20 protein-coding genes and 1 pseudogene are annotated in these 22822 nt (G+C 58.3%); 18 read left to right on the plus strand and 3 right to left on the minus strand.

The features are described from left to right. The first annotated feature begins 149 nt into the window (after positions 1-149). The 7 genes from AC5ZG5_RS37620 to AC5ZG5_RS37650 all read left to right on the plus strand — a co-directional run bounded on the left by AC5ZG5_RS37620 (position 150) and on the right by AC5ZG5_RS37650 (position 6771). Positions 150-2315 (plus strand): PAS domain-containing sensor histidine kinase, encoded by a 2166-nt coding sequence (locus AC5ZG5_RS37620; protein WP_456645950.1) that lies wholly within the window; start codon positions 150-152, stop codon positions 2313-2315. After that, the gene (locus AC5ZG5_RS37625; RefSeq protein WP_496165510.1) at positions 2312-2686 is read left to right on the plus strand and encodes a response regulator transcription factor; all 375 of its coding nucleotides are present in this window, start codon (positions 2312-2314) and stop codon (positions 2684-2686) included. Before AC5ZG5_RS37620 ends, AC5ZG5_RS37625 begins: the two co-directional genes overlap by 4 nt. 31 nt (positions 2687-2717) lie before the next feature. Continuing rightward, a complete protein-coding gene (locus tag AC5ZG5_RS37630; RefSeq protein WP_456645952.1) occupies positions 2718-3362 on the plus strand; it encodes a response regulator transcription factor in 645 nt (214 codons plus the stop codon). Between the two features lie 265 nt (positions 3363-3627). After that, complete coding sequence (locus AC5ZG5_RS37635; protein ID WP_456645953.1) at positions 3628-4470, plus strand: alpha/beta fold hydrolase; 843 nt, start codon at positions 3628-3630, stop codon at positions 4468-4470. A 5-nt stretch (positions 4471-4475) separates the two neighbouring features. Continuing rightward, positions 4476-4964: a VOC family protein gene (locus tag AC5ZG5_RS37640; RefSeq protein WP_051397134.1), complete on the plus strand. Its 489-nt coding sequence runs from the start codon at positions 4476-4478 to the stop codon at positions 4962-4964. A 38-nt stretch (positions 4965-5002) separates the two neighbouring features. Further along, positions 5003-5497: a cupin domain-containing protein gene (locus tag AC5ZG5_RS37645; RefSeq protein WP_051397135.1), complete on the plus strand. Its 495-nt coding sequence runs from the start codon at positions 5003-5005 to the stop codon at positions 5495-5497. A gap of 95 nt (positions 5498-5592) precedes the next feature. Further along, the gene (locus tag AC5ZG5_RS37650) at positions 5593-6771 is read left to right on the plus strand and encodes an MFS transporter (RefSeq protein WP_456645954.1); all 1179 of its coding nucleotides are present in this window, start codon (positions 5593-5595) and stop codon (positions 6769-6771) included. 70 nt (positions 6772-6841) lie between these two features. Here AC5ZG5_RS37650 and AC5ZG5_RS37655 read toward each other — a convergent pair whose 3' ends face one another. Continuing rightward, on the minus strand, positions 6842-7429 hold the full coding sequence (locus AC5ZG5_RS37655) for a TetR/AcrR family transcriptional regulator (RefSeq protein ID WP_456645955.1): 588 nt from the start codon (positions 7427-7429) through the stop codon (positions 6842-6844). 353 nt (positions 7430-7782) lie between these two features. After that, positions 7783-8199 (minus strand): winged helix-turn-helix transcriptional regulator, encoded by a 417-nt coding sequence (locus tag AC5ZG5_RS37660; protein WP_245287556.1) that lies wholly within the window; start codon positions 8197-8199, stop codon positions 7783-7785. A gap of 440 nt (positions 8200-8639) precedes the next feature. Between AC5ZG5_RS37660 and AC5ZG5_RS37665 the strand changes: the two genes are divergently transcribed. The 11 genes and pseudogenes from AC5ZG5_RS37665 to AC5ZG5_RS37715 all read left to right on the plus strand — a co-directional run bounded on the left by AC5ZG5_RS37665 (position 8640) and on the right by AC5ZG5_RS37715 (position 21683). Then, the gene (locus tag AC5ZG5_RS37665) at positions 8640-9284 is read left to right on the plus strand and encodes a hydrolase (RefSeq protein WP_456645956.1); all 645 of its coding nucleotides are present in this window, start codon (positions 8640-8642) and stop codon (positions 9282-9284) included. Between the two features lie 32 nt (positions 9285-9316). Continuing rightward, on the plus strand, positions 9317-9601 hold the full coding sequence (locus AC5ZG5_RS37670) for a XapX domain-containing protein (RefSeq protein WP_456645957.1): 285 nt from the start codon (positions 9317-9319) through the stop codon (positions 9599-9601). Further along, positions 9598-11481, plus strand: coding sequence for an amidohydrolase (locus tag AC5ZG5_RS37675; protein WP_456645958.1), 1884 nt, complete (start codon positions 9598-9600; stop codon positions 11479-11481). Before AC5ZG5_RS37670 ends, AC5ZG5_RS37675 begins: the two co-directional genes overlap by 4 nt. A 1-nt stretch (position 11482) precedes the next feature. Next, positions 11483-11902, plus strand: coding sequence for a DoxX family protein (locus tag AC5ZG5_RS37680; RefSeq protein ID WP_456645959.1), 420 nt, complete (start codon positions 11483-11485; stop codon positions 11900-11902). A gap of 28 nt (positions 11903-11930) precedes the next feature. After that, the gene (locus AC5ZG5_RS37685; protein ID WP_456645960.1) at positions 11931-12839 is read left to right on the plus strand and encodes a glyoxalase; all 909 of its coding nucleotides are present in this window, start codon (positions 11931-11933) and stop codon (positions 12837-12839) included. A gap of 8 nt (positions 12840-12847) precedes the next feature. Further along, complete coding sequence (locus tag AC5ZG5_RS37690) at positions 12848-14278, plus strand: alginate export family protein (RefSeq protein WP_456645961.1); 1431 nt, start codon at positions 12848-12850, stop codon at positions 14276-14278. A 26-nt stretch (positions 14279-14304) separates the two neighbouring features. Continuing rightward, a complete protein-coding gene (locus AC5ZG5_RS37695; protein WP_456645962.1) occupies positions 14305-14991 on the plus strand; it encodes a YoaK family protein in 687 nt (228 codons plus the stop codon). A gap of 821 nt (positions 14992-15812) precedes the next feature. Beyond that, positions 15813-17459, plus strand: coding sequence for an MFS transporter (locus AC5ZG5_RS37700; RefSeq protein WP_456645969.1), 1647 nt, complete (start codon positions 15813-15815; stop codon positions 17457-17459). 977 nt (positions 17460-18436) lie between these two features. Next, positions 18437-19172 (plus strand): annotated as a pseudogene (locus AC5ZG5_RS37705) (SDR family oxidoreductase). A 223-nt stretch (positions 19173-19395) separates the two neighbouring features. Then, positions 19396-21195 (plus strand): adenylate/guanylate cyclase domain-containing protein, encoded by a 1800-nt coding sequence (locus AC5ZG5_RS37710; protein ID WP_456645963.1) that lies wholly within the window; start codon positions 19396-19398, stop codon positions 21193-21195. 158 nt (positions 21196-21353) lie between these two features. After that, positions 21354-21683: a putative quinol monooxygenase gene (locus AC5ZG5_RS37715; protein ID WP_456645964.1), complete on the plus strand. Its 330-nt coding sequence runs from the start codon at positions 21354-21356 to the stop codon at positions 21681-21683. A 230-nt stretch (positions 21684-21913) separates the two neighbouring features. Here AC5ZG5_RS37715 and AC5ZG5_RS37720 read toward each other — a convergent pair whose 3' ends face one another. Beyond that, positions 21914-22201: a hypothetical protein gene (locus AC5ZG5_RS37720; RefSeq protein WP_456645965.1), complete on the minus strand. Its 288-nt coding sequence runs from the start codon at positions 22199-22201 to the stop codon at positions 21914-21916. Between the last annotated feature and the right edge of the window lie 621 nt (positions 22202-22822).

Genomic DNA, 22822 nt, shown 5'->3' on the forward strand with positions numbered 1-22822 from the left:
TGGTATTTTGAGTGGTGCGAGAATGGTCAGTCTGATTTCCTGTCGAGCACCTTCGTGGTGAGAACGCGGATTGTCGGCTGTCGGAATCCGCAGGCTTGAAGCCTCCCAAGCGTCAGCCGCACACGCGAGCGCTTTGTCAGCGATCTAAGATGGTAGTCAAGAGCGAACATTGCGCTGAGGACGGCGGGCATCTTCGGCGCTGTATCAACGATCTCAATAAGATTTTTGAGCATCCTCCGATCCGGGACGGTGGCACTTTCTCGCAAGGACTGTCTGAGCTGCTCGATCTGCTGGTGGAGATGCTCCAGCTGGACTTTGCTTATGTTCGTTTCGAGGATTCAATCGGTGTAGACGCCTTCGAGATAACTCGAACGGCTCAAGCTTGGGCAGCCCTTCGGTCACTAGAATTGGGGCGTCTGTTGCGAGAGTCATTGGGCCAAGATCTGCAGTGGTGGCCGTCACAACAGCGAATTGCGATCGGCGGTAGAGAAATATCGACCTCGTCGTTGCAGTTTGGAATTGAGGGTGCAACCGGGACGCTCGTAACCGGGTCAGCGCGCGTTGAATTTCCCGAAGAAACAGAGAGGCTTCGCCTCAGAATTGCAAGTGTGCAAATCGCGAAGTGGCTGCAGGACGCCCGCCTTTCGAAGGAACGGAAACGAGCTTCCGAAACGATCAATCAAGAGGTTGCCCGACGAACTGGAGACATCATCGCCGTCAGCGAAGAGCAAAGACAGGAGATTGTCGAGCTCAGAAGGGTGGTGGAAGCGCTGCGCGTGCGAGAAATTGACATACAGTTGGTCGTGGACGCCATTCCCGCTCCTATGGCCATTATGACCGCCGAAGGTCAGCTAGAGGCTGTCAATCGCCCCGTTCTGGAGTACTTCGGAAGGTCGGTCGACGAACTCAAGCGTTGGAATGTGATTGATGCTGTTCATCGCGATGATCTTCAATCGACGATCAGCGCCTGGATGCGGGCCATCGAATCCGGAGAGCCGTACGAAATCGAAAGCCGCCATCGCCGCAGAGATGGCGTTTATCGGTGGTTCCACGTCCGCGGCTTTCCCTTACGTGACACTGATGGATCCATCGTGCGCTGGTGCGTGCTGCAGATCGATATTGAGGACCGAAAGCGCGCTGAGAATGCCTTACGGAGCAGTGAGCGAAACCTCAATCTGATCATCAATACCATTCCGGCGCTTGTGTGGTCGGCTCGACCAGACGGCTCCGCCGAGTTCTTCAACCAGCACTATCTGGAGTATGTGGGTCTAAGTTCGGAGGCGGCTCAAGATTGGGGGTGGACTGCGGCCGTTCATCCCGACGATCTGAGTGATCTCGCTAGTGCCTGGCAATCGATCAGGACTTCTCGCGAAGCGGGTGAAAAGGAAGCACGATTGCGCCGTTTCGATGGCATGTACCGTTGGTTCCTCTTTCGAGCTAACCCACTGCGTGATGAAGTGGGCAACGTCGTTGGATGGTTCGGTCTTAACACCGATATCGAAGATCGTAAGCGGGCGGAGGAAGAACTACGCAACACCCAAGCAAAATTGGCGCACATGGCGCGCGTAATGACAATGGGTGAGCTTACGGCGTCCATAGCTCACGAGATCAGTCAACCTCTGTCAGGTATTGTCACTAACGCCAGCACCTGCCTGCGCATGCTCGCTGCCGATCCTCCGAACATTCCTGGCGCGCGGGAAACTGCGCGTCGCACAATCCGGGACGGCAACCGCGCGTCCGCTATCATCGGGCGATTGCGGGCGCTCTTCAACAGGAAAGCGCCCGTAACCAGGCCGATTGATCTGAATGAGGCAACTCGCGAGGTCGTGGCCCTATCGCTCGACAGGCTTCGACGCGATGGGGTGAATTTGAGGACGGAATTAGCCCAAGACCTTCCGGTTGTCGCGGGGGATCGGGTCCAGTTGCAGCAGGTCATCTTGAACCTAGTGCAAAACGCGCTGGATGCGATGAGCGCGATCGACGATCACGCGAGAGAGCTGACAATCAGGACACAACGAGACGAAGGTGATCGAGTCTGCTTGAGTGTGGAGGATTCTGGACCTGGTTTTGATCCCGTGACCGTGGAGAAGCTCTTCGATGCGTTCTACACAACCAAGAACGAGGGGATGGGAATTGGCTTATCCGTCAGTCGCTCAATTATTGAGAATCATCATGGTCACCTGTGGGCCGCCCTGAACCATGGTCTAGGAGCTACGTTCTCGTTTTCGATCCCTCGGAATACCGAGGGGGTTATCGGCGCCCACTGTCGTGACGGCAGAACGACTCCAGGCAACAGTGTCACGAGGAATTCATGATGCTCACACCATCACTTGTATCGGTCGTTGACGACGATGAGTCTGTGCGTGAGTCGCTGCCTGACCTCCTGAGGGAGTTCGGTTATGCAGCTCAAGCGTTTTCCTCCGCAGAAGACTTCCTTGCTTCTGACTATGTAGGGCAGACAGGCTGCCTCATTCTCGACATCGCAATGCCGGGCATGACGGGTCCCGAGCTCCAGAGGGAATTGACACGTCTCCGCCATAAAATTCCGATTGTCTTCATCACAGCACATGGAGATGAAACTACGCGTCCTCGAATGATCGAGCAGGGCGCCACAGAGTGCCTCTCGAAGCCGTTTTCCGACGCCGCTTTGCTGGGGGCGCTCAATGCGGCTTTCGGGACGAGTTGAGCAAGACACCCCTGCGCCTGGAGAAGGATCGATGAAAGCGAGCGCGCATCAGCTGCCCGGCAGACTTGATGAGGCAGTCGTGTTCGTCATCGACGATGACGTCTCGGTGCGCGAATCGCTTGAACTGTTGATCGGCAACGCGGGCTATCAATCAGAGATATTTGAGTCCGCTCGGGAATTTCTTTCGCGTCCGCGCGTATTTGTGCCCAATTGCCTGGTCTTGGATGTTCGTCTTCCGGAGCTCAACGGCCTCGAATTGCAGAGACGGGTGGCGGTCGATCGACCGGATATGCCGATCATTTTCATCACTGGCTACGGTGATGTGCCGACGACGGTGCAGGCCATGAAGGCTGGCGCCGTTGAGTTTCTAACTAAGCCGTTCAGTGACACTGTATTATTGGATGCAATCCAAGACGCCATAGATCGCAGCGGCGCCGCGCTCCGCGTTGAAGCCGAGATGCACGCGTTGCGGGAACGCTACGCCTTGCTGAGTCGACGCGAGCGGGAAGTCATGCGTCTAATCGTTCGCGGTGTCTTGAACAAGCAGGTGGCGCATGAGCTTGGCATCAGCGAGATAACAGTCAAGGCACATCGCGGCCAAGTCATGCGAAAGATGAGCGTTACCTCTTTCGCAGAGCTCGTGAATGTCGCCGCAAAGCTCGATCTCTCGCGTTAGTTCCGTCGGTCACCAATTACTTGAGCGAAGCGCATGCACCAAATCATCGTCATCGATGTCGCGCAGGCATGCCCACGCGTTGATCAGCCGAGATGCAGGCGGCTCATCGGACGGCTGAAATCGTTTCACTTCCGAGTGCTGGCGAAATCGCACAACATGTTGCCGAAAGCCGCGCCTAGGTTCGCCGGGATACATCCATCGACCGGCTTGGTGCATGTGGTTAGTGCGGCAGCAGCGGACTGGTTTGCCGATGGTGAAAGCTCAGATGGTCAGCAAGCGCGCTTTGGTGAATGGCGTAACGCTGCACTACGTGACGGTCGGCTCCGGGCCCGCAGTGCTCTGTCTCCATGGTTGGCCCCAAAATCATCGCGAGTTCGTGCCGATCTTCGAGGCGTTCGCTCAACGCTACCGGTTCATAGCACCGGACCTGCGCGGCTACGCGGACAGCGACAAGCCCGACACGGACTACATGCCTGCCACCATCGCCCAGGATCTACTCGATCTCGCCGACGTTGAAAAGGCCGACCGGTTTCACATTCTTAGCCACGATCTCGGAGGACCTCCCTCCGTCGCTCTCGCTTACATGGCGGGTAAGCGCGCCCTGTCTCTCGCAACCATCGAGACGCCGTTTTTTGGACTCGACTATAACGGCTATGTCGATCCGCGCGTGCCATATTGGCACCTGTCCATGCATGCGAACATGGATATTGCGCGGTTCCTGATCGAAGGACGAGAGGAACAGTATATTCGTCACTTCTTCCGAGATTTCGCCTACAATCCCAACGCGATCAGCGAAGCCGAACTGCAGCGCTACGTCATGCAGATGAAGCAGCCCGGAAATCTGCGGGCGAGCCTGAACCACTATGGCTTTATTGATGAGAAGGCGGCGCAACTCGCCCAGCTTGCAAGAAAGAAGCTTTCGATCCCGATCATGGGCTGGGGAGGTCGCCGCTCCTTTGGGTCGCACTGCTTCGATAGCGCAAGGGCACTCTCGGATCGTGCGGAGGGAGGGGTCATTGAGGAATGCGGACACTGGGTGTTTGAGGAAAAAAAAGATTTCATTTGCGAACAACTGGGCCAATTCTGGGACAAGAGCGCCAGGATGTGAGCGTCATGACTGAAGCAGGCGCTCCATTTCGCATCGAGACGACGGAGCATACTGGCATCACGGTCTCCTCACTGGACGAAGCGCTTTCGTTCTGGAGCGGCGTCATGGGATTCCAGCATCTTTACACCTGGGACTTTGAAGAGAGCTCCTTGCTGGGGGACCTGGTCGGCGTGAAGGCTGCAGCAGCGCGTATCGCGATGGTCAAGGGGCCAGGGCACCTGATCGAGCTTCTGGAATACCGCTCTCCGAGCGATCGACGGGTCATGAAACCCCGGTCTTGCGATGTCGGCTCGGTCCACGTGGCCTTCCGAGTTGAAAACCTTGATGCCTTGCTAATGCGAGTCGGCGGTGCAGGGTGGAGCGCCGTGTGCAAGGTCCAGACGGTGCGGTCAGGGGAGCGCACCGGACTTCGTCTCGTCTACGTGCGTGGGCCCGACGGTGTGACTCTGGAGTTTCTCGAGTATCCCAAGGGTCCGGTCCCGGCGACGCCATGAGCTTCGACCAGAGATCTATTAAAGCGAAAGGAAAAGCCATGCCCCGGAACCAGACGGTGTTCGTCCTCGTCACGAGCATGTTTGCCGCCCCCGCGGTCGCACAGTCGCCAGCATCAGTGCTTCCGAATTACTCAAGGACGCCTGCGGAATTGTCGGCTGCTGCACCCACCGGTGGCCCCGGCGGGTCCGGCAACGCCAAGGTCGAAGTTGTTACCATCCTCGGCGACCCATCCAAGCCGGGGATGTACAGCCAACTGCTCAGGGTTGCGCCACATGCAAGAATTGCCGCGCATCATCATGCAGGCGATCGGGTTGGCACCGTGCTCCAGGGGACCTGGATATTCGGCTACGGCCCGAGCTTCACCCAGGAAGCGCTCCGAACTCTACCGGTCGGCTCAGTTTACACGGAGCCTTCCGGCGCTGCGCACTTCGCGATGACCGGCGACGAGGCAGTGACTGTGCTGATCACCGGCTTCGGGCCGACGGATACCGTCTACGAGAACCCCGCCGACGATCCTGCGAAGAAGCCGTGAGACGCTGCTTGGGATCGCCGCGAAAATTTCAGAACAACACGCCGGGCTCAGGCTCAGCAGGTGTCTTGCCCACTCCTGGATTGAGGTCAAGCGCGATGCCCCTTGCTCTCTATGCCCTTGCGGTTGCGACCTTCGCAATCGGCACGACCGAGTTCGTTATTGTGGGTCTTATTCCAGAGATCGCAACCGATCTAGGTGTATCGATTCCAACGGCCGGGCTCCTCGTCAGCTTGTACGCGTTGTCCATCACGCTTGGTACGCCAATCGTTTCCGCACTGACCGGCGCTCTTCCGCGCCGCCAATTGGCGATTGGGCTCATGGCACTGTTCACGATCTGCAATTTGTCTGCCGCCGTCTCCCCTAACTACACCACACTGCTGCTCTCACGTATTGTCATGGCGGTTGCTCACGGGGTCTTCTTCGGTGTCGGTGCGGCCTGTGCAAGTTCTCTTGTTCTAAAGGCAAAGGCCGGCAGTGCAATCGCCGTGATGATGGGAGGGCTCACCATCGCCATGGTGGTCGGGGTACCGCTCGGTTCGTGGATCGGCCAATTATTTAATTGGCGTACTCCATTTCTTATTGTCACTGGCATGGGAACCATCGCGGTGCTTGGTCTGACATGGCTCTTACCTCGCGAAATTTCGCATCAGCAGCCCGCCTCGTTTGCGGCCCAACTGACCCTTCTCGCGAATCGACGCCTCGCGACCATGTACTTGCTTACGGTGGTCGGGTTCGGCGGCACCTTTGTGGTTTTCACCTTCCTGTCCCCATTGTTGACCGACGTCACTGGGGTACCGGAGGAGGCGGTCAATCTCGCGCTACTGCTCTTTGGTGCGACAACTGTCGTCGGAAATCTTGCCGGCGGGACATTGAGTGACGCCGTCGGTACACGCAAGGCGATGATGATCCTGCTTTCCGGACTGATCATCTCTTTTGTCTCGCTTCGATTGGCAATTCACAATGAATCGGCAACTTTCGTGGTGATCGCTGTCTGGGGGGCGTTTGCTTTCGCCATCCCGCCCGTTATGCAGGCCGGCGTTGTTACCACCGCCAAGCAGGAGGCTCCGGATGCGCTTGGAACGGCGTCCGGTTTCAATATAGCCGCCTTCAATCTCGGAATCTCCAGCGGGTCCTTCATCGGTGGCCAGCTCCTGACAGGGCCCGGGCTGCTGGCGACCCCCTACGCGTCAATCGCGATGGCGAGCGTTGCCTTGCTAATCGCGATGGTCGCGCTCCGTCCCTGCTCTGCGATCGGCAGTGCGAATGTTGCGTGAGAGTTGGCACGGTTAGCCGCACTGGCGTCCTCGAAAGAGGCCCGCCGGCGGGAGCCTCTGAATCTGCAGCTCAGCTCTCCGGCCAACCGAGCAGGAATGTGCGCACAATTTCTCGAAGCTGGTTCCTTGTCGAGCCCCCCTTCGCCTCAACTGCCATCCCTTGAATGGTCAACACAACAAGCCGCGCGGCATCCGCTGCGGTCATGCCAGGAGGCAACGGCCCGGCATCCTTCACCGCTTCGAGCCGGTCGCCTAGAATGTGGACAAACTCGTTTCGGCTGCGAACGAGATATCGACGAACTGGCTCACTTGCCGGCGAGCATGTGAGAGCAGCGCTTGTGACAAGACAGCCGGGCGGTGTACGCGATCCAGCGTGCAGATCCGCCATACTGTAAAGCAAACTCTCCACAATCCGCCGAGGGGTTGGTTCGGCAAGCGCACACGCCTGGCGAAATGCAACGTGTTTGGACAAGTAGCGTTCGACAACCCGATGGAATAGGTCCTCCTTGTCACCGAAAGCAGAGTACAGGCTTGATTTCGTGAGCCCCGTCGCATCGAGAAGGTCACTGAGAGAGGTGCCTTCATAGCCCTGCTGCCAGAACACCTGAAGTGCCTTGTCGAGGACCTCAGTTTCATCAAACTCTGGCGCTCGAGACATCGTCGCTCCTGAATCAAACGCACCAGACCGGACCTATCGGTTGATTTTACCAATCAATGTAATTGATTCAAGAGCTCGAAGTGGCGCCCGCTGGGACTGTGCCACTTCAAGCGCTGGCGAAAGTGAAGCGATTGGATGCAGTTTGACGCTGGCACACCATTCGAGTTCGGCTTTGTCCAAATTCTAAAGATTGCCGCGGGGGAAGCTGGCGCGTTTAGGCACGAGAGGGTGCTGCGCTTGCGAACGAGAGGCTATTGACCGATCCAGCTGTCGAGAGGCAAGCAAGTTCCGACGCTCTTGGAGTGCGTTTGGCTTCGCAACGCGGTTGCCATCGCGCAGACGGCGAGATTCCGTTATTTGCGGGCCTTTCCTCGCTGGGCATCGAACCGCTGCCGGGCGGCCCCGACCTGGTCGTGGTATGCGACGGCCCACCGGTATAGAGCGGAGAACGGACCGCCGAGCGTACGGCCGAGCGGGGTGATGGCGTATTCAACCGCTACTGGAGAGGTATCAAGCACCTTTCGAGAAACCATCCCACTCCGCTCCAGACGGCGCAGTGTCTGCGTCAATGACTTTTGCGTGACGGGCTCTAGTGCGCGCTTGAGCTGATTGAAACGCGTCGGGCCTCGCGAGAGCGCCGCAACTACTAGGATCGTCCATTTATCGGCGATCTCTTCGATCAGCACCCGATTCGGACAATGCGCCGGGAAGGGCCAGATTTCCAGTTCTGGCGGATAGATGAGTTCAGGATGATGAGCTTCATGTTGCACGATGCGGTATCCGATTCGAAACCTAGTAGCAGGCTAGTGCCTAATTTACATGGGCGCGGTGCCGATACTATAGCCGTCATCCCATGACGGAATGGGAAGTGGGTTGAGATGAACAGGCAGGGGTCAATCGCAGCACGCTTCGGCCTGTGACGGTCTCATTCGAAGCCGCTGGCCATCATCAGTGCAACATCGTCGCGCGCACAATCTCAGGTCGCGATCACCGGAAGGGGTCGTCGCCTAGAGCTCGAGTATCGCCAAGCCTTTTTATTCGCCCCAGCCACAGCCGCCGTCCTGCCAGTCTCCGCTGTGTCGGCAAAGGAAGAAATGCAGCGTGTACATGGACCAGCTGAAATCGTTTCACTTCCGGCAACGGCACGCACGGCATCAAACTACAGTTCGCCTCCCACTGATCTGCATTTACCAAACTCAGGAGACCTCGAATGCCCAGCCTTGATATGCTTACCCCGCAAAACAGCGCCATCGCGCTGATCGACTATCAGCCGGCAATGTACCAGGGCGTGCAGTCGCATGACCGGCTGGTGGTGTTCAATAATATCCAAATCCTGGCCAAGACGGCGAAGCTGTTCAAGATTCCGACCGTAATATCGACGGTTGCCAAGGACTCGTTCTCGGGTCCGTTCATGCCGGAGGTGACAGATCTGTTCCCGAAACACGAAATCATCGACCGGACGTCTATGAATTCGTGGCTCGATCTGAACTTCCGCAAAGCCGTCGCCGCGACCGGCAAAAAGAAGTTCGTCATAGCCGGCCTCTGGACAGAAGCATGCGTGATGTTTCCAAGCCTCGACATGCTCAAGGAGGGTTACGAAATCTACGTTCCCGCAGATGCCTGCGGTGATCTGTCGCTCGAGGCGCACAACCGCTCCATGGAGCGCCTGCTACAGGCGGGCGCCGTTCCGATCACCTCATGCCAATACGTCTTCGAACTGCAGCAGGACTGGGCACGCGCCGAGACCTACGAGGGCGTGATGGATATCCTCCGCGCCCATACGCCATACGGCATCCAGGTGCGCTTCTCGAAGTGGGCGCTCGGCGAGCACGCTTCCGAGGCAGGCCCGCGGTAACTCCTGGAAATGCCGAAGATAGGACGACAGTCATGAAGGTTTATGTGTTGTCTTTGGCAGCAGGCCTCCTCGTCGGAGTGATCTACAATCTCCTCAACGTACGCTCGCCAGCGCCACCGATGGTGGCGCTGGTCGGGCTTCTAGGAATCCTGGTTGGCGAGCAGATCATCCCGGTCACCAAACTGCTCATAGGGGGCTCGAGCTTTTCCGAGGCATTCCATCTCTCGAGCTGCGACTCCCACATTTTCGGAATGCTACCGGGCCGACGCACGGTCGGTCCGATTGATGGCCTCAAGAATCCGGAGAAGCAAGCATGAGCAAGCAGGGCCCCGACCTGATCCTGCACCACGGTTTGTTTGCGACACTTGATCGCTCGAATCCGGCGGCGAATGCCGTGGCGATCAAAGACGGGTTGTTTACGGCCGTGGGGCACGTAGGCGACGTGATGAAGCTTGCCGGTTCCTCGACAAAGATCATTGACCTGAAGGGTCGGCGCGTGCTGCCGGGGCTGATCGATAATCATCTCCATATCATACGGGGAGGGCTCAACTACAATATGGAGCTGCGCTGGGACGGCGTCTGGTCACTCTCCGACGCCATGGCCATGTTGAAGAAGCAGGTCGCGATCACGCCGCCGCCGCAGTGGGTGCGCGTCGTCGGCGGATTCACCGAGCATCAGTTCGCCGAAAAGCGGTTGCCGACAATCGAGGAACTCAACGCAGTCGCGCCCGATACTCCGGTCTTCATCCTTCATCTTTACGATCGCGCCATGCTGAATGCTGCAGCGCTGCGCGTAATCGGATACACAAAGGACACGCCCGAGCCACCCGGCGGCGAGATCGTGCGCGATACAAAGGGCAATCCGACCGGGCTTCTCCTGGCCAAGCCGAATGCCAACATCCTTTACGCGACGCTGGCCAAGGGACCGAAGCTTCCCTTCGAATATCAGGTCAACTCGACCCGCCATTTCATGCGGGAACTGAACCGTCTCGGCGTCACCGGAGCGATCGACGCCGGCGGTGGCTTCCAGAACTATCCGGAGGACTATGCGGTCATTCAGAAGCTGTCGGACGAAGGGCAGCTCACGGTCCGCCTGGCGTACAATCTGTTCACCCAGAAGCCGAAGGGGGAGAAGCAGGATTTCCTGAATTGGACCAAGGCTTCGAAGTACAAGCAGGGAACCGACTATTTTCGGCACAACGGCGCCGGCGAGATGTTGGTGTTCTCGGCAGCTGACTTCGAGGATTTCCGCGTGCCTCGTCCGGATATGCCGCCGGAAATGGAGGGCGAGCTCGAAGACGTCGTCCGCATCCTCGTCCAGAATAAGTGGCCATGGCGCCTGCACGCGACCTACGATGAGACGATCTCGCGCGCGCTCGACGTGTTCGAGAAGGTCAACCAGGACACGCCATTGGATGATCTGCACTGGTTCTTCGACCACGCCGAGACCATCTCCGATGAGTCCATCGAGCGCATCGCGGCGCTTGGCGGGGGCATCGCCGTGCAGCACCGCATGGCCTATCAGGGCGAGTATTTCGTCGAGCGCTACGGCTTTGGCGCGGCCGAAGCAACGCCACCGGTCAGGAAGATCATGGACAAGGGGGTGAAGATCTCCGCCGGCACGGATGCAACCAGGGTCGCCTCCTACAATCCGTGGGTTTCGCTGGCTTGGCTCGTAACTGGCATGACCGTGGGCGGTCTGCGGATATATCCGCAGCGCAATTGCCTCGATCGCGAAACCGCGTTGCGGATGTGGACCGAAAACGTCACTTGGTTCTCCAATGAGGAGGGGAAGAAAGGGCGCATCCAGGTGGGTCAGTTCGCCGACCTGATCGTGCCGGATCGGGATTTCTTCTCCTGCGCCGACAACGAAATCGCCGAAATCGCGAGCGATCTGACGGTAGTCGGCGGGCGTATCGTCTACGGGGCGGGCGAGTTCAAAGCCCTCGACGATACCGCGCCGCCGCCCGCGATGCCCGACTGGTCGCCGGTGCGCAGTTTCGGAGGGTACGGCAACTGGGTGGAACAGGGCGGCAAGGCACAGGCCATCCGCGCGAATGCAATGCAGATGTGCGGCTGTGCCAACGCGTGTACCGTGCACGGCCACGACCATGCGCGCGCGTGGTCTAAAAGGCTGCCGGTTTCGGATCTCAAGAGCTTCTGGGGTGTGCTCGGTTGCGCCTGCTGGGCTGTGTGAGATGTTCGCGAAATCGGATACGCCGAGATGGGTTGCGACAGTCCTATCTTGGTCATGGCTTGCCGCGACGGCTAGAATTGCGCTCGTCTCCGCGTTCTTGATCGGCGGAATTCAGAAAGCGCTCGATTTCTCCGGGGCCGTTGCGGAGCAGGCGCATTTCGGTCTGCAGCCGGCGTGGCTTTGGGCCACGGCGGCCATCATCGTCGAACTCGTCGGCTCCGTGCTCGTCATTCTCGGACGCTGGGTGTGGCTGGGAGCCGGTGGGCTTGGCGTGCTGACTGCGGTCGCCATGCTCACCGCGAACGATTTCTGGACCAAAGCCGGCCACGATCGTTTCCTGGCCGTGAACGCCTTTTTTGAGCATCTAGGGCTGATCGCCGGCTTGGTGCTCGTGTCTGTACTGTCCTTGCGCTCGAAATGAGCGCTCAACTCCGTGTTCGAGGTGTTCCATGATCTGTAAGCGTCATCTGATTGAAATCCTCCTGGTGTCGTCGCTGCTATCCCCGTCCGTGGCTATCGCGCGGGATCCAGGAGCGCATATCGCGCCACAGGTCGGTGTCGGCGCGCAGTACGACACCACACATGTCTATGTGGCCCCCGAGGATGTGGACAAGTTCGCGGCCAGTTTTCTGGCTACGTTCGGAGGTCAGAGCACGAAGCAGGTCGTTGCCACGGTGACGCCGACGCCGAGCAGCACGACGTCCCAGCTCCTTCAGACGCCTGTTGGGACCGTATCGCTGTTCGGATTCAAGACGCCAATTCCTTATCCTTTCGGCGCTGAGCGGACCGGCTATCTCGTAACGGACCTCGACGAGGCGATCAATGCTGCGAGGGATTCGGGCGCGGACGTGCTGGTGGCGGCCTTTCCGGATCCCATCGGACGCGATGCGGTGATCCAGTGGCCGGGCGGCGTGAATATGCAACTCTACTGGCACACGACGAAGCCCTCCTATGCGCCTTTCGAGACAATTCCCGAGAACCGCGTTTATGTCTCGCCTGAGCGGGCGGATGCCTTTACCCGCAGCTTCCTGCGGTTTTCGCACGGGAAGGTTGTTTCCGACGATGCACATGCCGCGGGGATCGAGATCGGCCGAGCCAAAGACACATATCGACGTATCCACATTGAATCGGTATTCGGAAAGATGACAGTCCTCGTCACCGACGGCCATCTGCCTTACCCCTACGGGCGGGAATTGACCGGCTACGAGGTGAGGGATTTGCAGGGAACCCTGACGAAGGCCAAGGCCTCGGGCGCCGTCGTGCTCGTCGAGCCCTACACCTCTGACGGCCGGGCCGAAGCCATGGTACAATTCCCTGGCGGATATATTGCGGAGATTTACGCGGCCGCACCGAAGTAGGGGGCGCGATGGCATTTCTGCTGGGACGATGGCTCTTGCGGAGGGAATGGGCGGCAGGAGTACTGTGCCTGGCGACGCCTCAGCTCGCTTGGGGGGATGATCAAAAGTCTCAGGCTTCCACGCCGCAACGGCCGGCCATCATGTTCAACCGATTTCAGGAAAACTGGTCGGTGCTGGCGGACCCGCGCGTGCCGCGTGAGCCTTTCGACGAGTTCAAATATATACCGCTGTCCAGTGTCGATCCATACACATATCTCTCATTCGGAGCGAACACGCGCGAGCGCTTCGAGTCCAACAACGCCGCGAACTTCGGCACCGGTCCGAACCGCAGCCAGAACTACGTTATCAGCCGAAACGAATTCCACGCTGATCTTCGCGTAGACAATCAAATCCAGGCGTTCGTGCAATTTCAGGCCGATTATGCGCCCTGGAAGACCATGTTGACGCCGGTCGATCGGGACAAACTCGATCTTGAGCAGGGTTGGGTGGCTCTGACCGAGTCCGTCGGAGGCGGAACGTTGAAGCTGAGGGGCGGACGGCAGCAATTTGCCTTCGATCTACAGCGCTTCGTATCCGTTCGCGACGGTCCCAATGTCCGACAATCTTACGACGCCGCCTGGGCGGACTACGAGAATGGGCCTTGGCGTTTTATCACCTTTTACAGCCTACCGGTCCAGGTTCGGGACGTTACGATATTCGATGATTACAGCAGCGTCAGCGCGCAGACCTTCGGGATGGTGCGGACCGAGTATAAGTTCTCAGAGTCGCTGTTCATCGCCGGCTACTATGCCAATTTCACGCAGGGGAACGTGCAGTTTCCAAATGCGTCCGGCAACGAGCGGAGAGACATTTTCGATATCCATCTGAACGGCAGCGCCAATCATTTCGATTTTGACTTCGAAGTGATGAACCAGACCGGACGCATTGGCAACGAGCCTATCGAGGCATGGGCTGTCGGCTCACTCGCTGGCTACACCTTCGCCGACGTGAAATGGAGCCCGAGGGTCGGCATCCAATTCGACGCAGCTTCCGGTGACGGCAACAACAAACAAACCTTTGGGACCTTTAATCCGCTGTTTCCAAACGGCTATTATTTTACACTTGCGGGTTACACCGGGTACACCAACCTCATTCACGTCAAGCCATCTCTGACGCTGAGCCCGACCTCGTCGCTGAAGATTATGTTCGCAGCTGCGGCTCAATGGCGCCAGAACACCGCAGATGCGATCTATACCCAACCTGACATACCCGTCCCGAACACCGCTGGGCGACCGGGCGCGTATACCGGAAGCTATGGACAAATTCGGCTCGATTGGACCATAGACCGCGCGACTTCTTTCGCAATCGAGGCGGTGCACTTTGTCGTCGGTAATGCATTGCGCAACGCCGGCGGCCACGACTCGAACTATGTCGGCGTAGAGATCAAACGGGGATGGTAGTGCCACCGGTGTCGAGCGGAAATTCCATGATCGTGCCTTTTCTCTTGAGCCTCACCGCAGGCTATGTCGACACGGCGGGCTTTCTCGCATTGCAAGGCCTCTTCACGGCCCATGTTACCGGGAATTTCGTGACCCTTGGCGCGTCGCTGGCTCTCGGCACGTCGGGAGCCGTTGCGAAACTCCTGGCCCTTCCCGTCTTCTGTGCGGTCGTAATGGCTGTCCGCCTGCTCAGCTCGGCGCTAACGCAGCGCTGGCGCTTTGTCTTCGAAGCCATGCTCGGCCTTAAGGTCCTCCTCCTGATCGTCGGCGCCGCGCTCGCGATCGAGTTCGGACCTTTCCAGAACGCCGACACCTGGAAAGCGGTGGTGACAGGGATGGTGCTCGTTGCCGCAATGGCGATCCAGAACGCCGTACATCGGGTTTATCTCGGAAGCGCGCCTCCTTCGACGCTGATGACCGGCACGACGACGCAGATCATGATCGATCTTGCAGATATGATCTACGCGAGGGACAACGTGCCAGCTGGCCAAATCAGATCGCGGGTCGCGATAATGTCCAAGAACGTCATCATTTTCGCCGTCGGCTGCGCTGCCGCAGCCCTCTTGTACGCGCATTACAACGTTTGGTGTTTCGTGCTGCCACCTCTATTGGGCGGACTTTCGCTGCTTGCTCGACTGGTGGTGCCGACGAGGAACGAAGCACGGAAAATCTGACCGTTCCCTCGCCGACAGTACGTTCGACATGTCGGACGAATTGATCGATAGACAGATTGATGTCCTGAAAGCGTCAGGAGCAGGAGTCCTGCTTTTCGCGCGTTCGCCGAATATGGCCGCACTAGCCATCAGGCGCTGGCGGAAATCGATTGGCACCCGCTCGTTATCCTCAACAACGTGGCCGCACCTGCCGTGCGCGCGCTGGGGGCGGCCGGTGCACAAAACGTCGTGGGGTCATCTCGACGTCTTTCCTGAAAAATGCGATCGACCCGGCCTGGAAAGACGACGACGGAATCAAACAGTTCTCAACGTTCATGGACAGGATTATCCCGGCGGTGACAAGGCGGATAGCAACGTTCTCTTGCTGCTGCCCAGACCCTGTCCCAAGTGCTCGAGCAATGTGGTGACGACTTGTCGCGCGAGAACATCATGCGACAGGCCGCATCGTTGAAGGAGTTTCAGAGTTCGGTCACGCTCCCTGGAATTGCGATAAGCACTGGCCCAAACGACTTTCTGCCGATCAAGCAGATGCGGCCTGTGGAATTGGACGGAAATGTATGGCAGTCAATCGGGGGTGTTATCGATAGCGCGTTCTTCGGTCCGACAAACCATTAGATCGGGAGATGAGGGCGGCGCTGTTTACTCGTTACCCGATCTACCTTCCGACCCGGCATTTCTCGGTGAAGGCCAATTATTCAGTGATCTTCTGGTCGAGTCCTTCTTGGGAATAGGTTGCTGGCAGACTGCGGCGGGGGCAGGGAGAGATGCTGCCGCTCACGTCAGGCACCAGTTACTGCCACATCTGAGTGGAGCGAATGAAGATGGCGACGGATCAGCAACCAAAGCGGACGACGAACCCGTCGAGCACGTTGCCCTGGAACGCATTTCGCCACACGGCCTTTACGGTGGTTTGGATTGCGACCGTGGTCTCCAATGTTGGAACCTGGATGTACAACGCGGCGTCCGGCTGGTTGATGACGGGCCTGGACGCCGACCCGCTGAGCGTATCTCTGGTTCAGGTCGCAACCAGCCTGCCCATGTTTCTCTTTGCGCTCCCGGCGGGCGCGCTGGCGGACATCGTCGACAAACGCCGCTTTCTGATCGTTACGGAAATCGTTATCGCGTTGGTTGCGGCGGCGAGTGCCGTGCTCGTCTGGCTGGGCCTCATCAATCCGCCCGTCTTGCTGCTCTTTACGTTCCTCCTCGGCGTGGGCGCAGCGTTTACCGCGCCAGCGTGGCAATCGGTGGTACCCAGCCTTGTGCCGAGGCAGGATCTGGCTGCGGCGGTGGCAAGCAACGGGGTTGGCGTCAACATCAGCAGGGCGATCGGACCTGCACTGGGCGGCGTGATCATCGGCGGACTGGGAATTGCCGCGCCGTTCTGGTTGAACGCGCTTAGCAATTTCGGCGTTATCGGAGCCCTGTGGTGGTGGCGTCCGTCGACGTCCGGCGGTCATGCGCTCCCTGCCGAACGTCTGGCGAGCGCCCTCGTGATCGGACTTCGCCATGCCCGGTTCAATCCGCATCTGCGAGCAACACTGATAAGAGCTGCGAGCTTCTTCTTCTTTGCGAGCGCCTATTGGGCGCTACTTCCGCTTGTTGCGCGTAACCAGATCGCCGGGGGGCCGGCGCTTTACGGCATATTGCTGGGCGCGATCGGAGCAGGCGCGGTCAGTGGAGCGTTCGGCCTTCCCTGGATGAAATCTGCCTTCGGGCCCGATCTGCTCGTTGCACTCGGCACCGTTGGCACAGCAGTCAGCCTGATCCTGCTCGGCCTCGCACGTGACTCCGTGGCTGCGCTGGTTGCCTACATCGTCGCCGGTGTTTCCTGGATCGCGGTCCTGGCGACCCTCAATGTCTCAGCACAGGTTTCCCTGCCGGATTGGGTACGTGGCCGCGGGCTTGCCATGTTCGTAACGGTCTTTTTTGGTGCCATGACGACGGGCAGCGCTATTTGGGGGCAAGTTGCCTCGATGCTCAGCCTGCCGGCCGCTCACTTCGTCGCGGCTGCCGGTGCCTTGGTTGGCATTCTGTTGAGCTGGCCATGGAAGCTGCAAAGCGGCGCAGAAATTGATCTCACGCCCTCCATGCATTGGCCCGTTCCGGTTTTAACAATCGACGCGGAGCCGGATCGAGGACCAGTGCTGGTAACTGTTGAATACCACATCAATCCTGAGCGACGCGGCGGCTTTTTGGCAGCGCTCCGGGAACTTGGTCAGCAGCGTCGACGGGACGGCGCGTACGCCTGGGATATCTTTGAAGACGCCGCCGAGGAGGGACGCTTCCTGGAAACGTTCCTGGTCGCATCGTGGCTTGAGCACTTGCGGCAGCATCAGCGTGTTACAAATGCCGACCGCGTCATCCAGGACGCCGTTCGTCAATACGACGCCGAGGTTGCGCCGAAGGTAAGCCATTTCGTTGCCGCAGCCTTCGGACCCAAATCAATCCGGGGATCTGATGAGCTATAGCTTCTTCCAGAGGCGTGAGCTTGGAGGCGTTGATTTTCTAGGCGTGCGGGGAGTTCTCGAAACAAGAACAAGAAATGTCACAGAAGTAGGCAACGGCCTTCAAGAGATTAGCCTGCCTTGCGAAAAATGGTTTTGCAATACTAATGGTTGGTAATTGGCCCGATTGTCCTCGTGTGCGTATCTTGAGGTGCGGTAAGATGGAGGCCTTGATGCAGAGCGGACAGGTGTCCTGGGTGTTCACTGTTGCCGTTGGTCGGATGGACAAATTCACGTCGCTGATACCAAAGATTGTTGCAGCGACAGAGAAGGAGCCGGGCGCGCTGCAGTTCGAGTGCAATATCGGAGAGGACCAGAGGACGGTTGACTTATTCGAACGATACGCGATTCGAAGGCGGCCCTATTCCATCAAGTGGAAAGCTTCGCGCCGTTCTCGAAAGAGTCGCCGTGGCCAAGCTCACTCGCTGGGTGATCTATGGCACGCCTTCCGATGAGTTCAAGAAGGCAAATGTGGACTTTCACCCGATTTATATGGCGCCATTCGATGGCTTTGTCAGGTGAGGAAATTGGCTGCTGAGCTTAAAGTCTAGCGGACATTATTGAATGGCTGCCTGATCCGCCGTTCCTCATAGAACAAGCATGCATGCTGGGATCGGGCAGGACTACGAGGTATGTACGACGATGTTGTTCGCAGGCTCAGCTCTGCTGGTATGCATAAAAATTGTTCACACCATGGTACAATTGAGCCATCAATTTCAGGCGCTCTACACTTAGCTGCTGGGGATCACTCAAAGAGTGCGTTGATGGTCCCGACCGAAAGCATCGAGGTCGATCAATCGTCGCCCAGGAAACCATCAGGAAGTAGCGGGCAGCTCAGAAGGCGCGCGGACTATCGACGCAGCTGTGCTTGTTGATTCAACGCGCATTGCGGCGCTTCTCCGTTGGACAGGCGCAGCTCTTTAACGGAGGACGACTGATAAATGAACAGGTTGAATAACAAGCGCACTCTTGTCACCGGCGGCAGCAGCGGCATCGGGCTCGAGACGGCTCGCCGCTTCCTTGAGGAAGGGGCCCGCGTAGCCATTACCGGCAGCAATTTGGCCTCGCTGGAAGCCGCTCGCAGGGAACTCGGAAACGTGCGAGTTATCCATGCGGATGCCGGCGACGTCGCCGCCCAGAAGAAGATAGCCGCTGAGATACAGGGCAATTTCGGCGGCCTCGACACAATCTTCATCAATGCCGGCATCGGCGACTTCCGTCCTTTGGCCGAGTGGGACGAGTCTGGCTTCGATCGCTCGGTGGCGGTCAATTTGAAGGGGCCGTTTTTTCTGATCCAGGCTCTGTTACCGATTCTCGCCAACCCGGCTTCGATTGTGCTGTAATACCTCAATCAACGCCCACATTGGCATGCCGAATTCCAGCGTCTACGCGCTGACGAAAGCGGGATTAATTTCGCTTGCTCGCACCCTTTCCGGCGAGCTCCTGCCGCGTGGCGTTCGCGTCAATGCAGTGAGCCCCGGCCCAATCGCTACGCCTTTGCACGGCAAGATCGGCATGGGCGATACGGAGATCAAAGGCCTGGTCGGTCAAATCCCGGCGGGTCGCCGCGGCGTACCCAAGGAGGTAGCTGACGCTGTCGTCTTCTTCGCTTCAGATGAATCATCTTTTACCATCGGCAGCGAACTCATTGTAGATGGCGGCATGAGCACACTCTGACTGGTGGGACCATGCTTTTCGCGGAGTGATCTGTTCCGTCGGCTGTTCGAGAGCGCCGTATGCTGCTATGGTAGTGCGAATTGTCAGCAGGATGGACTTGCAGTCGATGCAAGCCTGTTCAAGGCCGATGCCGACCTCTTTCGGAAGTCGGCCGAGCGATCGATGAATATCGGGCTGTCCTCGCGAGACCGCTACATGCTCGGTTCTGGAGCAGAGCGCACACATGCCGGAGACACGGGTCGGACGCAGGTTGGCGGCCATAGTCGCGGCTGACGTCGCAGGCTATTCACGGCTCATGGGCCTCGACGAGGTCGGTACCGCCCGGACCCTCCGAGAGCATCGAGCAGTGATTGACGCACTTGTGGCCAAACACGGCGGTCGGATCGTCAAGACGACCGGAGACGGCGTGCTGCTTGAGTTTCACTCGGTAGTGGATGCAGTCGAATGCGCGGCGACCATGCAAGTAGTGATGGCCCAGCGGAACAACAGAGTCCCCGAGGGCCGGCGCATGCTGTTTCGGATTGGGATCAATCTTGGCGATGTCCTGATCGAGGAGGATGACATCCTTGGCGATGGCGTCAACGTCGCGGTCCGACTTGAGAGCCTAGCGGAGCCGGGCGGTATCTGTATCTCAGCTTCCGTGTACGATCAGGTTCGTGGCAGGGTCGCGGTCGAGTTCGCCGATTTTGGCGAGCGAAGGCTGAAGAACATCAATCGCCCGGTGCACGTCTACGCAACGAGGTCGAGTGGTAATCTCGGGATGGTTTTACCTGATGTACAATCTCCGCACCCTCAGGTGCTCCCGCTACCCGACAAGCCGTCGATCGCAGTGCTGCCGTTCCAAAATATGAGCGGGGATCCGGAACAGGAATATTTTGCCGACGGCATAGTCGAGGATATCACTACCGCGCTCTCGCGTATCCGCTGGCTCTTCGTGGTCGCCCGCAATTCGAGCTTTACGTATAAGGGGCATGCCGTCGACGTGAAGCAGGCTGGGCGGGATCTGGGAGTTCGCTATGTGCTCGAGGGCTCAGTGCGCAAAGCCGGCGACCGGATACGAATCACAGGACAGTTGATCGATGCGCTTACAGGCGCGCATCTGTGGGCCGAGCGCTATGACCGCGACATCAGCGACATCTTCGCGGTGCAGGATGAAATCGCCGGGAGCGTCGCCGCGGTTATAGAGCCGGCACTGGCTGCCGCCGAGCAAGAGCGCGTGCTCCGCAAATCACCGGAACGGCTTGATGCGTGGGAAGCGTATCAGCGTGGCCTTTGGCACCTCCACAAATATCGGCCGGAGGAGAACAAGGTCGCGCTGGCTTTCTTCGGCCAAGCTATCGCGCTCGATCCACATTTTGCGCCCGGCCACTATGGATATGCGCTGGCTCTCCAGTGGGATATCTGGCACTTTTCGAGCCGCCCTTTCGTGGAGGTTCAAAAAGCCGCGCGTGACGAAGCGCAAATCGCGTTATCGCTCGACGACAAGGACGCGACGGCGCATGCCGTACTGGCACACATGATGATGTGGGGTAGCGAATGGGAGTCGGCGATCGCGGAAGCGCGCACCGCAATTGCCCTCAATCCAAACAGCGCGTTTGTCATCAGCATGCTTGGCTGTGTGCTCGGGTTCGGCGGATATCGAGAGGAAGCACTCGAAAGGCTGCAGCAGGCATTGCGTGCCAGCCCACACGATCCCCTGGTTTGGCTTTGGTTGATCTGGCGTGGGCTTTTGCAGTTCTTTTCACGCGATTTCACGGCTGCGCTGCAGACGTTGCGCCAAGTTGCTCGCGTGCGTCCCGGTTACGTTGTCACCTTCCAATATATTGCAGCGTCGCTTGCTCATCTCGGGCGTTCAGACGAGGCGCGCGAAGCGCTAGAACGTGTCCCCCCGCAATCGGTGGAGCAGCTTGAGCGGTGGCAGGAAAGGCCACCCTGGATGCGCCCCGAAGATTATGCGCTTCTCGTCGAAGGTGTCCGCCTCGCAGCCCATCAGGGACAGCGCAATCCCAACCATAAAGAGTAAACGATCAACTCTGCTCTTGCAGCATCGCTTTTCGTTTACCAGGAGCCGGGGATGTCGTCGCAGATTATCAGCTGCTTAAGTCCGCCACGGCTGCGCCGAGCTGAACGCCGCCGAAACGGCTGATTGAGTAGTCTTGGTCCAACTCTGGGAGCTTATTCATGTCTCAGACTATTTCATTCATCGTTCATTTGCCCGTCAAGGCCGAAGCACGCGAAGCACTCTATTGGAGCCTCGTAAAGGTGCTCGACGAAATGTCGAATGAACCGGACTTCGTAAACACTTATCTTCACCGCTCGGTGGAAGATTCCGATACCCTGGTACTCTACGAAACCTGGGCATGCAGCGCGCAGTACTTTCAAGATTACCACCTGAAGAAGGCGTATCGGATCGAATACGAGGGCAAGCTCAAGAACATGTTGAAGTCGGAGCGGCGTTTTGAATGGCTCGAACCCGTCAAAAGCTACGAGAGCAAGGGCAATAGTCCATGATCGACGGCCGGCCCGTCCCTCGGGCGCCATTGAGGGACCGCGAGGGGCGGGTGAACGACGGTCAAGGCCTGGTTGCGAGCAGGGAGCGGGTTATCATCGATCCGCGCCGCGGGAGCTCCCATCGTTTCGGCGGCCGCCATCCTGGTGTCGAGCACATCAGTCACGGACTGAATCGAGCTCGCCTTCGGTCTGCGCAATCACGATCGTCGCCACGCCGTTGCCGATCACGTTCACGAGTGCCCGCGCACCTGACGGTCTTTGAAGCGTCGCCGCACCAGTGCGGGCACGGCAGCCTTGGTTAGGCAAGCAGCGCTGATCAGTCGATTGACTCCGATAGCTAGCGGAATCGCCAACATTGCGGGCGGCTCGAATTTTTCTGTGAACTCAAGACCAAAAGATTGCGGCAGGTATATCGTCGGCATTTGTCCGTCAGAGTTGACAATTTGTGCTTGCAAATCAACGACGGAGAGCCATTCGAAATGATTGAGTGGAGTAGTGCTGCCGGCGGCTATCCCCATAGTTTAGCGCACACGATAGTGCTGTTCTCGCTTCCTCTTGCTCGCTGGGGCTGACCAAAGTCGTGAGCTTGGCTTATCCCGATCGAGGTCGCGATTCCACGTGTTTTAGCTAGTGGAATATTGCGGCGTACTAAATCGTACAGGGGTCCAAAACCTCAACTTGGAGCGCGGCAGCCATTGGCACGAAGCGGTCGTTTTGGTCGGACCGCACCTCTCCGGAAGTGCTGAACGGAAATCGCGATCTTCGCTCATCGACGCAGTCTGCTGCCGGCCTTTTCTGAGTGAATTCGCCTCGGCTCTCTTTGCTGCAAGGTCATCGACCTTCTAACTGGAGCGAGAATGACGTGGGAGAAGCAGAGATGAGGCTTGCTGTTCTGGTCCGCGGACAGAGAAGATTAGCGAGGTGAAAACTTTATTTTCTGCTTGAAGTCAGGTGAGTGAGCGTCTATGCGTTCTTGAGCGTTGCCCGTTTGTCGGGCGCTCTCTTTGGCCTTGATGTCAAGGGAAGCATAGACGCTCTTGATACTCCTCACTTTGATGAGTAACTCAACAGCCGACGTAAATCGGTTGGGGATTCGCCGTCGGGTGAAGAGGGTCGGAACCCTCCTAAGGGTGTGAGGT

This window comes from Bradyrhizobium sp. Ses1, assembly GCF_059512365.1.

What these genes read in the sequence shown, in the direction of transcription:
- AC5ZG5_RS37620 (WP_456645950.1), top strand. Translation starts at nt 150, where the DNA reads ATGGTAGTCAAGAGCGAACATTGCGCTGAGGACGGCGGGCATCTTCGG.
- AC5ZG5_RS37625 (WP_496165510.1), top strand. Translation starts at nt 2,312, where the DNA reads ATGATGCTCACACCATCACTTGTATCGGTCGTTGACGACGATGAGTCT.
- AC5ZG5_RS37630 (WP_456645952.1), top strand. Translation starts at nt 2,718, where the DNA reads ATGAAAGCGAGCGCGCATCAGCTGCCCGGCAGACTTGATGAGGCAGTC.
- AC5ZG5_RS37635 (WP_456645953.1), top strand. Translation starts at nt 3,628, where the DNA reads ATGGTCAGCAAGCGCGCTTTGGTGAATGGCGTAACGCTGCACTACGTG.
- AC5ZG5_RS37640 (WP_051397134.1), top strand. Translation starts at nt 4,476, where the DNA reads ATGACTGAAGCAGGCGCTCCATTTCGCATCGAGACGACGGAGCATACT.
- AC5ZG5_RS37645 (WP_051397135.1), top strand. Translation starts at nt 5,003, where the DNA reads ATGCCCCGGAACCAGACGGTGTTCGTCCTCGTCACGAGCATGTTTGCC.
- AC5ZG5_RS37650 (WP_456645954.1), top strand. Translation starts at nt 5,593, where the DNA reads ATGCCCCTTGCTCTCTATGCCCTTGCGGTTGCGACCTTCGCAATCGGC.
- AC5ZG5_RS37655 (WP_456645955.1), bottom strand. Translation starts at nt 7,429, where the DNA reads ATGTCTCGAGCGCCAGAGTTTGATGAAACTGAGGTCCTCGACAAGGCA.
- AC5ZG5_RS37665 (WP_456645956.1), top strand. Translation starts at nt 8,640, where the DNA reads ATGCCCAGCCTTGATATGCTTACCCCGCAAAACAGCGCCATCGCGCTG.
- AC5ZG5_RS37670 (WP_456645957.1), top strand. Translation starts at nt 9,317, where the DNA reads ATGAAGGTTTATGTGTTGTCTTTGGCAGCAGGCCTCCTCGTCGGAGTG.
- AC5ZG5_RS37675 (WP_456645958.1), top strand. Translation starts at nt 9,598, where the DNA reads ATGAGCAAGCAGGGCCCCGACCTGATCCTGCACCACGGTTTGTTTGCG.
- AC5ZG5_RS37680 (WP_456645959.1), top strand. Translation starts at nt 11,483, where the DNA reads ATGTTCGCGAAATCGGATACGCCGAGATGGGTTGCGACAGTCCTATCT.
- AC5ZG5_RS37685 (WP_456645960.1), top strand. Translation starts at nt 11,931, where the DNA reads ATGATCTGTAAGCGTCATCTGATTGAAATCCTCCTGGTGTCGTCGCTG.
- AC5ZG5_RS37690 (WP_456645961.1), top strand. Translation starts at nt 12,848, where the DNA reads ATGGCATTTCTGCTGGGACGATGGCTCTTGCGGAGGGAATGGGCGGCA.
- AC5ZG5_RS37695 (WP_456645962.1), top strand. Translation starts at nt 14,305, where the DNA reads ATGATCGTGCCTTTTCTCTTGAGCCTCACCGCAGGCTATGTCGACACG.
- AC5ZG5_RS37700 (WP_456645969.1), top strand. Translation starts at nt 15,813, where the DNA reads ATGGCGACGGATCAGCAACCAAAGCGGACGACGAACCCGTCGAGCACG.
- AC5ZG5_RS37710 (WP_456645963.1), top strand. Translation starts at nt 19,396, where the DNA reads ATGCCGGAGACACGGGTCGGACGCAGGTTGGCGGCCATAGTCGCGGCT.
- AC5ZG5_RS37715 (WP_456645964.1), top strand. Translation starts at nt 21,354, where the DNA reads ATGTCTCAGACTATTTCATTCATCGTTCATTTGCCCGTCAAGGCCGAA.
- AC5ZG5_RS37720 (WP_456645965.1), bottom strand. Translation starts at nt 22,201, where the DNA reads ATGGGGATAGCCGCCGGCAGCACTACTCCACTCAATCATTTCGAATGG.